The following is an 11,789-nucleotide window of genomic DNA, read 5'->3' as shown; positions in this document are numbered from 1 at the left end:
GACGCTCAGTGGAGCACGCGCGGCCGCTGCTTCGCCGCCCTGCGCACCCGCCACCCCAGCACCAGCGCCGAACCGGCGAAGAGCGCAGCGGTGATCAGCAGCCAGCGAGCGAGGAACCCGTCCGGGGACAGCCCGGTGGCCGACCGGTAACGCCCGGCCGTCATACCACTGATCAGCGGGAACCACACGAGCAGGAGCAGTCCGGACAGCGTCGCCGGGACGCGCACGTACAGCGTCCGGCCGCGCCGTCCGGCCGCCCCGAGACCGCCGGTGACCGCCCGGTCGACCACCGTGTACAGCGGCAGCAGGACGAGGTCGTGCAGCAGGGCGGCGCCCACGATCCACAGCGCGACGCCGAACCAGTCACCGGCGAGGAGCCGGACCCCGGCGTACGCGGCGAGCGCGAACGAGCAGGCCAGCAGGAGCAGTTGGAACGGGCTGCCGAGGCGTACGCGGTACGGCATCACAGGTCTCCGAAGGTGAGTCGGGCCACCCACTTGGTGTTGAGCACACCGGGTGCCGCGGGCACGATGATCCGTGCCGGGTGGCCGTGATCGGGGGACAGTTCCTCGCCGTTGACGAAGAGCGCGAGCAGGGACCGTTCGTCGGCCACCTGGTTGGCCCGCAGGGCCGCGCGGCGGAACGCCCCGTGGCGTTGCAGGGACTCCACCAGCACGTCCGGCGGATCACCGTCGTACCCGACGAGCGCCGCGAGATCGCGCAGCCGCACCCCGCGCCACCACTGGTCGGCGGTCGACCACCCCTCCACACAGGCGATCGGCAACGACGCGCTGTGCTGCGGCAGTCGGAGCAGCTGCGCGCGACTGAGCCGGACGGTTCCGGTGCGGCCGGTGACGACGAGTCGCCAGGCGTCCTCGTGGGTGTCGGCCGGGGTGACGCCGGCGTAGGCGGCGGTCTTGTTGATCTGGAAGCCGTTCGGGCCGCCGCCGGGATCGGCCGTGCCGTGCGGCGCGAGCAGGGCCGTACGGCGGAAGGGTCCGCCGAGGCTCTGCCCGACCGTGGTCAGGAACAGCAGCAGGGAGCCCCCGCCGACCAGCCCCAGCGCGCCGCGCCGGGAGACGGTGGGCGCCTCGGGGCGTGGGGAGACCAGGTCGCTGTGTTCTTGGCGGCGTTGCCGTACGGCCCGTAGCGCCGTGGGCGTCTTCAGTGCGGCGTGGGCGACGAACGCGGCGAAGAACACCCATGCCCCGTAGAAGTGCAGCGGGTAGAAGGAGCCGGGGAAGACGTAGTCCAGCTGGACGTTGAGCACCCCCGTGACGAACTCGAAGAGGCCCCCTCCGACGAGCAGCAGCAGCGAGATCCGCTCCAGGGCGTGGGCGAGGGAGCGGGCGGGCGGCAGCGTGAACAGCCGCGGCACCACCGACCACAGCTTGGCCAGCAGCACGGGAATCAGCGTGATGCCGAGCGTCACGTGGACGCCCTGGGTGAACCGGTACAGCCACACCGGGTTCGTGGGCCAGGCGAACAGGTAGAAACCCAGGACGCCCTTGTCCGGTGTCTGGTCGTTGACCCGGGCGAGGTCCGGGTTGTAGGCGGCGTACGACACCAGTCCGGTCACGAACATCACGGTGATGCCGACGAGCAGGACGAGGCCGAGCACCGAGGTGAGCCAGGGGCCGCGCAGCGGACTGCGCCAGAAACCTGGCGAAGTGGGAAGCCGGGAGTGGTCGCGCATGTTCCGACCGTAGGCCGGGCGAACCCCGGAAAAGGGTCCGCGACCGGTGACGAAACGCTGACGTCCGGCCCGCGCGGCGGCTGGGTGCCGCCCTCCCGGCCTAGCGTTCCGGTGTGACCCGATCCCTCCGCCGCGACCTGTACGCCGCCGGTGCCGCCGTCCTCCTCGTGACGGCGGCCGTCCTCATCGGCCGGCACATCCAGGACACCCGCCACACCCTGTTCGTGCACTGGCCGCCGCTGTTCGCCGACTGGGACCCGCACATCGGTCCCGGCACCCCGGCGGCCCTGGCGGTCGCGGCGGCCGCCGTGGCGTACGGTCCCCGGGTCGCGGCCCGGCTGCCCTGGCGCGCGCTGCTCGCGGCGGCCTGGGCGGGCGCGCTGGCCTGGATCCTGTCGCTCGCCCTGGTCGACGGCTGGCACCAGGGCGTCGCGGTGCGGCTGACCACCCGCAACGAGTACCTGAGCGTCATCGGGCGCTTCCACGACATCCCGGCGACCCTGCGCGACTTCACCCACCACATCGTCAGCGGCACACCCGACCCGTGGCCGGCCCACATCGCCGGCCATCCGCCGGCCGCCACGCTCACCTTCGTGCTGCTGGACCGGATCGGGCTGCGGGGCGGCGGCTGGGCCGGGATGTGGTGCATCACCGTGGGGGCGACGGGGTGCGTGGCCGTGCTGGTCGCGATCCGCGCGCTGGCCGACGAGACACTCGCGCGGCGCGCCGCGTCGTTCGTGGTGCTGGCCCCGGCCGCGGTGTGGCAGGGCACCTCCGCCGACGGCTACTTCGCCGCCGTCGCCGCCTGGTCCCTGGCGCTGCTCGCCCTGGCGGCGACCCGGCGGTCCCACGGGTACGCGGCGGCATCAGGCCTGCTGTTCGGCCTGACGTGCTACCTCTCCTACGGCCTGACACTGTTCGCCCTGATCGGCGCGGCGGTCGTCACGCTCGGGCGCCGCGGACCGCGGGAACTCCCGGCCCTCCTGTTGTCCCTGCTCGCCGGAGTGGCCGTGGTACCAGTGGTGTTCACGCTCGCCGGCTTCGACTGGTGGCACGCCTACCACCTTCTCGTCACCCGCTACTACCAGGGCGTCGGCGGCACCCGGCCCTACGGCTACTGGGTCTGGGCCAATCTCGCCTGCACCGCCGTCGTCACCGGCCCGGCCACGGCGGCGGGGCTGCGGCGGACGACCGCGGCACTGCTCGGCGGGACCGGCCGCCTGGGCCGCGCGGACACCCGGCTCGCGTTCCTCGTCACGGCCGCGCTGCTCGCCCTGCTGGTCGCCGACCTGTCCGGGATGAGCAAGGCGGAGACGGAACGCATCTGGCTGCCCTTCGCCCTGTGGCTGCTGCCCGCCTGCGCGCTCCTCCCCCGTCCCCGGGCCTGGCTGACCGCGCAGGCGGCAGTGGCCCTGCTCCTCAACCATCTACTGCTCACGGGCTGGTGACCCGCATCGAGGCGCGCACCGGACGACTGGCGGACGCTCCCTCCGACGTGGACACCGGCTCCACCGTCCGCGGCCGGTGAGGTGTCCGCCGGGCCCGCTCGCACGCAGCCAGGTGACGCGCCGTGACCACCGTGCGGTACGGGCGTTGCCCTGGGCGTGGGGTGGGACCGGTGTGGCCGGAACACCCCCTGGTGCGGGGTGTACCGCTGCCCCTTCTCTGGACGCAGACGGCAGGAAGGACGGGGCATGGACTTCGGCGGCGTCGGCCGGCGCGGGTTTCTCGGGACGGCGGCGGCAGGGCTGGTCACAGCGGTCTCCGCGCGGGTGGCGACGGCGGCCGGAGCGCCGGCGGGCTCCGACGTGCCGGCCGACGGCAGCGAGCGGTTCCTCCACTACAGCCGGATGACCGGCGGTTCGGTCACCGGCAGCAGGGCCGGCGGTGACCTGGTCGCCGAAGTCCAGGGGGTGCTGTGGCTGGTACCCCGGGACGGTGGCACGGCGGTGCGGATGACGGGCTGGGAGCTGGAGGCCACCCGGCCCGCCCTCTCCCCCGACGGGAGCACGGTGGCCGTCTGCGGCTATCGCGGGGGCGGCTTCCATCTGTGGACCCTGCGGCCGGACGGCGGCGGGCTGCGGCAGCTGACGGACGGGCCCTGGGACGACCGCGGGGTCGCGTGGTCGCCGGACGGCGCCCGGCTGGCCTTCTCCTCCGAACGCGGCGGCGACGCCACGGCCGGCTCCTCCTACGGACTGTGGGTGCTGGACGTGGCCGACGCCCGGCCGCGGCAGCTCACCGCGGGGGACTTCGAGGACTTCGATCCGGCCTGGTCGGCGGACGGGAGGTCGCTGGTGTGTGTGCGCGCCGCCCACACACCGGGCGGCGGCAACGACGGCGGACTTTCCCTGGTCCGGGTGCCGGCCACGGGCGGCCCTGCGCAGGTCCTGCGCACGGTGACCGGAGGCCGCCTGCTGTGCCCGTCCGTCTCGCCCTCGGGACGGATCGCGTACCTGCATCTGACCGGCGCGAGCACCCCTGGGGCGCCGGCCGGCGCGGCACTGCTGATGGTCGACGGTGAGGTCGTCTCGGCGCAGGAGGACCTGGCCGCCGCTCCACCGTGCTGGCTGAGCGAGGACACCCTGCTGTACGCCGGTGACGGCCGGATCCGCGTCCGCTCCCTCGCCGGGTCCTCCGTGCGGGAGGTTCCCTTCGCCGCGCGGATGCCGGTGCCGGGTCCCTCCCGGCCGCGTCGACGGCGTCCGCTCGCCCCGGAGCAGCCGGATGCGGTGCGCGGTCTGCACCGGCCGGCCCTGTCCCCCGACGGCCGCAGCGTCGCCTTCGTCGCGCTGAACGCGCTGTGGCTGATGCCGGTCGACGGCGCTCCGCGCAAGCTGCTCCAGGCTGCCGACGTGCACCTGCTGCAGATGCCGGCGTGGGCGCCGGACGGACGCAGCCTGCTGTACTGCACGGACCAGGACGGGCTGGTGGCCGTACGCCGCCACCACCTGGACACCGGCGCCGACGAGCCCGTGACCGGAGGGGGCCGGCTCCATCCCGCGCTGTCACCGGACGGCACCCAGCTGGCCTGCCAGGACGTGACCGGGAACCTGCTGCTGCGCCCCCTGGCCACGGGCGCCGAACGGCAGCTGGCCCGGCCGCTCGCCACCGACGGGCCGCCCGGCGCCCCCACCTGGTCGCCCGACGGCCGGTACGTGGCCTTCTGCGACCGCAACCGGCTCAACCGGCGTTTCCGCGAGGGCTACAACCTCATCCGTGTCATCGACACCCGCACCGGGAGCGAACGCCGTCACCTGCCCGCCGAGCACCAGTCGCTGTCCGACCGGGTCGCCTCCGGGCCCGTGTGGTCCCCCGACGGCCGCTGGATGGCGCTGGTGTCCGAGTCGGCGCTGTGGCTGCTGCCGGTGACGGCCGACGGCACGCCGGCCGGTCCCGCCCGCCGGCTCACCGACGAACCGGCCGACCACCCCAGCTGGTCCGCGGACTCCGGCACCCTCCTCTACCTCTCCGACGGCCGACTGCGCCGCCTCTCGTTGAGCACCTCGCGGGCCCGCACGCTCCGGCTCCCCCTGACCACCGGGCGCGTCGCGGACGGCTCCCGCGAGCCGCTGCGGATCCACGCCGGGCAACTGTGGGACGGCACCGGCGCGCCGCCACGCCACGACGTCGACATCCTTGTCACCGGCAGGCGGATCACGGCCGTCGAGCCGCACCGCGCCCGCCGTCCCGGACACCGCACCCTCGACGCCGCCGACCGGACCGTCGTCCCCGGTCTCTTCGACAGCCACACCCACCCCTATCCGGCCACCTACGGGGCGCGCCAGAGCCTCACCGCGCTCGCGTACGGCATCACGACCACGGTCTGTCTCGGCAGTCCGCTGTACGACGCGGTCCGGCTGCGGGAGGCGGCCGGGTCCGGGGACCTGCTGGGCCCGCGGCAGCTCGCCTGCGCCGAACTGATCGACGGCGCGCGCACCGCGTACGCCATGGGCCGCGCCCACCGCACCCGGGACGGCGTCCGGCGCACCCTGCGGCGTGCCGCAGCCCTGGACGTCGACTTCGTGAAGACGTATGTGCGCGCTCCCGGCGAGGTCATGGCCGAGGCGGCCGAGGTCGCCCACGCGCTCGGCGTGCCCAGCGGCAGCCATCTGTGCTCGCCCGGCCGGGCGGCGGGCCAGGACCTGACCACCCATCTGCAGGCCACGCAGCGCCTGGAGTACGGGCATGCCACGACCCCGCTCGGCCGCATCGGCCAGGATCTGGTGGAGCAGTACGCGGACGGCTCCTTCGCCCTGGTCATCACGCCGTTCAGCGCGCAGGTCCTGCTCGCCGCCGACCCCCGGCTGGCCGAGGATCCACGCGTGACGCGTCTCATGCCGCCCTGGGACGTCGCCGTCGTCCGCGAGCGCGCCCGGACCGCGCCCACGGACGCGCAGCGGCAGGCCCTGGCCACCGAGATGGCCGACTACCGGCGGCTGGCGACGCGCGGTGCGCGGATCGCCCTGGGCACCGACGCGCCCCTGGTCCCGGTCGGTCTCTCCCTGCATCTGGCCCTGCGCGCCCTGCACGCCCACGGCTTCACGCCCGCCGAGGCCCTGCACAGCGCGACCGTCGAACCGGCCCGGCTCCTCGGTCTCGACGCCGACCTCGGCACGGTGGAGGAGGGCAGGATCGCCGACTTGACGATCGTCGGCGGCGACCCGTTCTCCGACTTCGACACGCTCGTCGACATCCCGGTCGTCGTACGTGAGGGGGTCCCGCACACACGGGGCGACCTGACGTCGGCCCACCGGTCCGGGCGGTCCGCCGCGCACCAGCCGCCTCGCGACATGACGTGGCTCGAGGTGGCCGGTCGCCTCCGGCAGGGGTCGTGCTGCCACCCCGGCACGGACGGCGGGTAGGGCGACGGCACCCGGCGCAGGCGGCTGGAAGGCACGGCGTCATCAGGTCCGGTCGTCCGCCGCGCACGGTGGATGGAAGGGAGTCGGGCCGGAGTGCGCGGGCACGGCGGGCGGGTCGTGTCCCGACGCCGTGCTGTCCGTGGTGTAGGCGCCGGTGTCGGCCCCGAGCCCGGCGTCCCGGTCCCGAGCCGGACCTGGGTCTCGTAGGAGCCGTCGCCGGTGTAGGTGTACGCCCACACGTCCGGGTACCGGTCGTGGTTGACGTCGGCGACGGCGATGTCCCTGGTGGCCCCGAGGTCGAGCGGGACGGTCCTCCGGCTGCGTCCGGTGGTGGAGAAGGGGCCCAGCCGCAGTTCGGCGACCCGGGGGGCGACCGGGTCGTCGCCGCGCTGTTCCTCCCCGGCAACGACGACCAGGTCGGCCCATCCGTCCCGGTCGAAGTCGGCCACGGCAGCGCTCACGTACTCCTGCCGGGCGCCGGTGCGGTCGGCCAACTCACGTGCTGTAGCGGTGACTTCCTGGTCCGTGCCGACCGCGAAGGTGACGGTCAGCAGGCGGCCCAGGTGGGAGGGATCGCGGACCCGGTCCGGGTGGCCGTCGTCGTTCACGTCGGCGATCAGCTCCCCCGCCGAGTTCACGCACGCGGTGACGGCGGAGGGCGCCGTCGGGCGCGGCGGAGGCTCTCCGAGGGAGTCCTCGCCACCGGCGAGCAGCAGCAGGCCCACGCCGACAACTGCTCCTCGCTCGAACCGTCGTCCGCGTGGCCCCACGGCGGAGATCATAGTGCGCCCCGACCGCCGTCCCGGATGGCCGTGTGCACGGGCGCCGCCCGTCGGCCGTCAGGCGCCTTCGACCTCGTCGCCCGTGGCGGTGCGGCCGGCCAGGCGTTCGTAACGTTGCCGTGCGGCCTGTGGTGTGCCGAGTCCGAGGCCGAAGGCGATCTCGGGCCAGGTCATCGCGCGGCCACGGGCCATCCGCAGGAGCGAGGCCTCCAGTTCGTCCAGCTCCGCCCGCACCAGCGGCACGAGGCTCAACGCGGCGGTGATGTCGGCGTGGTCCACCTCGGGCTCCCCCTCGTCGGGCAGCGCGGCCCCGCTCAGCAGGAACGTCACGAGCCGGACGGCCTCGTGCGGCGCGAGGACCGACGGATGGATCTGCCGGCGCCGTTGCCCGTCGGTCGCGGCATGCCGCTCGGCTATGCGGAACAGAGAGGCGTACACCCGTTGCGCACGGGCCTGCTCCGGCTGCGGGGGTGTGAAGGGGTCGGTGTGGTCAGCGGTCGATGACATGCGACCAGCATCGGACCACACACGACATGATGACAACTGAATATGATGAACGGACCGTTCACACAGGCTGGTTCAGGTGGTCGGCGCGGCGATCTCCCGCTTGAGGATCTTGCCGCTGGGACCCATCGGCAGCGCGTCCGCCAGCCAGAGCAGGCGCGGGTACTTGTAGGCGGCCACCCGGTCCCGGACGAACCGCTGCAGTTCCTCGGTGTCCGCCCGGGCTCCCGGGCGCAGGACGACCGCGGCCGCCACCTCCTCGCCGAGCCGCTCGTCGGGCACCCCGAGGACCGCGGCGAGGGCGACGGCCGGATGCTCGTGCAGCACTTCCTCGATCTCGCGCGGATAGACGTTGTAGCCGCCGCGGATGATGAGGTCCTTCTTGCGGTCGACGATGTACAGATAGCCGTCCTCGTCCCGGCGGGCCAGGTCGCCGGTGCGCAGCCAGCCGTCGGGGATGGCGGCGGCCGTCTCCTCGGGGCGGTGCCAGTACTCCTTCATCAAGTTGGGCCCGCGCACGGCCAGTTCACCGACCTCCCCCGGTGCGACGTCCCGTCCGCTCTCGTCGAGCAGCCGGACCTCCACGTCACGGACGGGGGTGCCGATGGATCCGGGCTTGCGCGGGCGGTCGGGGTGGTTGAAGGAGACGACCGGGCTGGTCTCGGACATGCCGAAGCCCTCCAGCACCATGCAGCCGAAGCGCCGCTCGAACCCGTGCAGGACCTCCACCGGCAGCGAGGCGCCGCCCGAGATACACACGCGCAGGCTGGACACGTCGGCCGCGTCGGCGCCCGGGTGCTGGAGCAGCGCCGCGTACATGGTGGGGACGCCCTCGAAGACGGTCGCCCGGTCGCGGGCGATGGCGTCGAGCACGGTCTGCGGCTCGAAGCGGGGGACGAGGGTGAGGGACGCCCCGCTGCGGACGGCGACGTTCATGGTGCAGGTCTGCCCGAAGATGTGGAACAGCGGCAGGCAGCCGACGATCACGTCGTCGGAGGTCAGCCGCTGCACCTCGGTGACGTTGACCTCGGTGTTGTGGCGCAGTCCGGCGTGGGTGAGCGCGGCGCCCTTGGGACGGCCGGTGGTGCCCGAGGTGTAGAGCAGCACGGCGATGTCGTCCCCGGCGGCGGCCGTCACCTCGTATTCCGGCTCCAGGCGGGCCAGTTCGGCGGCGAAGGCTGCCGGCTCGACCGTCAGGTGCCGCACACCGGCGGCGGCCGCGCCCGCGGCGCCCTCGCCGGGTGCCTGGTGCCACTCGAAGAGCAGTACGGCGCCGGAGTCCCGCAGGTGGTACTCGGTCTCGCGCTCCTTCAGCAACGGGTTCACCGGCACCACGACGCCGCCGGCGCGCAGGACGGCGTAGTACAGGACGACGAACTCGGGCACGTTCGGGAGCATCAGCGCGACCCGGTCGCCGGTGCGCAGGCCCTCGGTGCGCAGCAGCGCGGCGACCTGGGCGCTCAGCCGGTCCAGCTCGGCGTAGGTGGTGGCCGTCGCGCCGAGCCGCAGCGCCGGGCGTTCCGGCAGCCGTCGCGCCGTCTCCACCAGGAATTCCGACAAATTGGCCATGATGCCTCCTCGCACACCTGCTCCCGCCGCGCCCACGGGTCCCACCGCGCGCGCTCACGGCATGGTCGCCCGCGCGATCAGGGGCGTCCATGGTGACACCCACAGTTCACCCGTGCCGAAGTTGTTCCTGAGGACAAACAGGAGGCCGTACGCTGCGGGTATGAGTCTGTCGAACGTGGGGGCGGCGTTGCGTGTGCGCCTCCCGGAGCTGGGTCAGCGGATGGCCGAGCGCATCCGTGCGGAGGTCGAGTCGTACGCGGACGACTCGCTCATCCCCGTCGCGTCGCTCAGGGAGTCCTGCGAGGGGAACGCCGATCTGCTCCTCGGGCGTTTCGCCTACGGCGCCGAACCCGACGTGGGCGCCGCGCAGCAGACCGGACGGCTGCGCGCCGAGCAGGGGGTGCCGCTCGCCGACACGCTGCACGCCTACCGGGTGGGCTTCGAGCTGTTCTGGTCGGAGATGGTCGAGGAGGCACGCAGGCACCCGGAGGTGACGGACGCGGAGCTGGTGGCCGGATCCTCCGAGATCTGGTCCCTGTTCGGCCGGTACGCGGAGGCCGTGGCCGCCGCCTACCGCGAGGCCAGTGCCGAGCTGGCGCTGCAGCGCGAGGCCCGCCGTTCGGCCCTGGCCGAGGCCCTGTTCACGGGTGCCCTCGCGGATCGCACGACACCGTGGGAGGCGGCCAGGCAGCTCGGTCTGCCGGAGCGCGGGCCGTACGCCGTGGTGGCCGCGTCGGTGCCGGATCCCGGCCAGGAGCCGCTGCCCGGGATCGAGGCGGCGCTGCGGCGCTCCGGCGTGCCGTCGGTGTGGCGGCTGCTGCCGGACCAGCAGATCGGGCTCGTCTCGCTCGGGCACCGGGACGCGGAGTCGGTGAGCCTGCGGGTGCTGCGCCGCCGACGTGTCAGGGTCGGGGTCAGCCCACGGTTCGACTCGCTGCGGGAGACGCCGCAGGCCCTGCGTTTCGCCCGGCTGGCCCTGGCGGGGCTGCCCGGCGAGGGTCCGGGGGTCACCCGGTTCGACGACAGCCCGCTGGCCATGCTGGTCGCAGCCGCTCCGGCCGAGGCGAGCCGGCTGGTGGAGGTCGCCCTGGGCCCGCTCCTCGAACTGCCGGACGCGGAGCGGGCACGGCTGCTGCAGACGCTCGGGCACTGGTTCGGCTCGGGCGGCGTGGCCGCCGCAGCCGCGGAGCGGCTGTTCGTCCACCCCAACACCGTGCGCTACCGGCTGCGCCGCGTCGAGGAGTTGACGGGGCGCCCCCTCACCGACCCGATCGCCGTCGCCGACCTGGGCGCCGCACTGTACGCCCTGCGCCTGCTGCCCTCCTGAGGATCCGCGGCAGCGGTCCGCGGCGACGTGACGGGCTAGGAGCCGACTCCGGCACGAATCCCGCGCCCCGCCCCTATTCGCCCGGCAGGCCTGGGAGAGTCCCTGGTGCTGTCGCGGTCCGTGGTGTGCGGCGTCGCCGTCCGCCGCTACCAGCCGGATCCCCCGCAGCGCGGACACACACGGCGCGCCGGGGTGACGGGGTGCCTCCGTCGGGCGGCGGCACGACGCTCCACCGCTAACGCCTCACGGGAAGCCGGTACACCGAGACATGGGAACGGGACTCGGCGGTGAACTCGGCGCCCTCCCAGTCCGCATGCCTGGACTCCAGCTCGAATCCGGCCAGTTGGGCCATGAGGTCGAGCTCGGACGGCCAGATGTAACGGTGGGGGCTGCGGTACAGCCGGGCCTCCTCGGTGCCGTCGAAGTGGAAATGGTGCGATACGACACGCTGGTTGAGGACGTCGTAGGTGTCCAGCCCGACGTACCCGGCGTCGGCGCGCCACACGGTGGCCTCCTTGCCCGGGGGAAGCGTGCGCAGCTCGGGCACCCACAGCTCGATCACGAACCGGCCGCCGGGCGCGAGATGGCGGGAGGCGTTGCGGAAGCACTCGACCTGCTCGGCCTGCGTGAGCAGGTTGGAGATCGTGTTGTAGACGAGGTAGACGAGACTGTACGTCCCCGGCGCGAGGGTGGTCGCCATGTCGCCCATGACGACGGGGATCACGGCTTCGTCGGCCTTGGACCGCAGTTGCCCGACCATCGGCCCCGACAGCTCGATGCCGGTGACGGGGACGCCCCGCTCGGCCAGCGGGACGGCGACGCGGCCGGTCCCGATCGCGAACTCCAGCGCCGCTCCCCCGTCCGCCAGTTCGGCGAGGCGTGCCACGGTCGGCCCGAGAACCTCGGGGGCGAACATCCCGGTGCCGGGCGTGTCGTAGCGCCGCGCGGCGGCGGTGTCCCAGATCTTCTCCTGCTCCATCGCACCAACGCTGGCCGCGGCCCCGGGAGTTGTCCAGCCAATTACCACCGCGCGCCCAGGCCTCGTA

The 11,789-nt window shown here is 73.8% G+C and carries 8 protein-coding genes; 3 read left to right on the top strand and 5 right to left on the bottom strand.

The annotated features are described in order from the left end of the window. Positions 1 to 5: 5 nt before the first annotated feature. Both AB0D93_RS09420 and AB0D93_RS09415 read right to left on the bottom strand, forming a co-directional pair. Positions 6 to 464 (bottom strand): hypothetical protein, encoded by a 459-nt coding sequence (locus tag AB0D93_RS09420; protein ID WP_362115628.1) that lies wholly within the window; start codon positions 462 to 464, stop codon positions 6 to 8. Next, positions 464 to 1,696 (bottom strand): molybdopterin-dependent oxidoreductase, encoded by a 1,233-nt coding sequence (locus AB0D93_RS09415; protein ID WP_362115625.1) that lies wholly within the window; start codon positions 1,694 to 1,696, stop codon positions 464 to 466. The genes AB0D93_RS09420 and AB0D93_RS09415 overlap by 1 nt, the downstream gene beginning before the upstream one ends. A gap of 113 nt (positions 1,697 to 1,809) precedes the next feature. Between AB0D93_RS09415 and AB0D93_RS09410 the strand changes: the two genes are divergently transcribed. After that, positions 1,810 to 3,144 (top strand): hypothetical protein, encoded by a 1,335-nt coding sequence (locus AB0D93_RS09410; RefSeq protein WP_362115622.1) that lies wholly within the window; start codon positions 1,810 to 1,812, stop codon positions 3,142 to 3,144. A 246-nt stretch (positions 3,145 to 3,390) separates the two neighbouring features. Continuing rightward, positions 3,391 to 6,561: an amidohydrolase family protein gene (locus AB0D93_RS09405; RefSeq protein WP_362115619.1), complete on the top strand. Its 3,171-nt coding sequence runs from the start codon at positions 3,391 to 3,393 to the stop codon at positions 6,559 to 6,561. 839 nt (positions 6,562 to 7,400) lie between these two features. Here AB0D93_RS09405 and AB0D93_RS09400 read toward each other — a convergent pair. Then, entirely contained in the window at positions 7,401 to 7,850 is a 450-nt protein-coding gene (locus AB0D93_RS09400) for a DNA-binding protein (protein WP_362115616.1), read from the bottom strand. Positions 7,851 to 7,922: 72 nt separating this feature from the next. Beyond that, entirely contained in the window at positions 7,923 to 9,416 is a 1,494-nt protein-coding gene (locus AB0D93_RS09395) for a long-chain fatty acid--CoA ligase (RefSeq protein WP_362115612.1), read from the bottom strand. Between the two features lie 160 nt (positions 9,417 to 9,576). On the opposite strand from AB0D93_RS09395, the gene AB0D93_RS09390 reads away from it, so the two are divergent. After that, entirely contained in the window at positions 9,577 to 10,743 is a 1,167-nt protein-coding gene (locus AB0D93_RS09390; protein ID WP_362115609.1) for a helix-turn-helix domain-containing protein, read from the top strand. A 235-nt stretch (positions 10,744 to 10,978) separates the two neighbouring features. Here the strand turns inward: AB0D93_RS09390 and AB0D93_RS09385 are convergent, their stop codons facing one another. Beyond that, the gene (locus tag AB0D93_RS09385; protein WP_362115606.1) at positions 10,979 to 11,722 is read right to left on the bottom strand and encodes a class I SAM-dependent methyltransferase; all 744 of its coding nucleotides are present in this window, start codon (positions 11,720 to 11,722) and stop codon (positions 10,979 to 10,981) included. Positions 11,723 to 11,789: the final 67 nt, after the last annotated feature.

The sequence above is a fragment of the Streptomyces sp. NPDC048191 genome, from assembly GCF_040652655.1.
Taxonomy (GTDB): Bacteria; Actinomycetota; Actinomycetes; order Streptomycetales; family Streptomycetaceae; genus Streptomyces.
This window is presented reverse-complemented; position numbering and strand designations above follow the sequence as displayed.

Coding starts and splice junctions, on each gene's coding strand:
- AB0D93_RS09415 (WP_362115625.1), bottom strand. CDS start 1,696: ATGCGCGACCACTCCCGGCTTCCCACTTCGCCAGGTTTCTGGCGCAGT.
- AB0D93_RS09385 (WP_362115606.1), bottom strand. CDS start 11,722: ATGGAGCAGGAGAAGATCTGGGACACCGCCGCCGCGCGGCGCTACGAC.
- AB0D93_RS09400 (WP_362115616.1), bottom strand. CDS start 7,850: ATGTCATCGACCGCTGACCACACCGACCCCTTCACACCCCCGCAGCCG.
- AB0D93_RS09420 (WP_362115628.1), bottom strand. CDS start 464: ATGCCGTACCGCGTACGCCTCGGCAGCCCGTTCCAACTGCTCCTGCTG.
- AB0D93_RS09395 (WP_362115612.1), bottom strand. CDS start 9,416: ATGGCCAATTTGTCGGAATTCCTGGTGGAGACGGCGCGACGGCTGCCG.
- AB0D93_RS09405 (WP_362115619.1), top strand. CDS start 3,391: ATGGACTTCGGCGGCGTCGGCCGGCGCGGGTTTCTCGGGACGGCGGCG.
- AB0D93_RS09390 (WP_362115609.1), top strand. CDS start 9,577: ATGAGTCTGTCGAACGTGGGGGCGGCGTTGCGTGTGCGCCTCCCGGAG.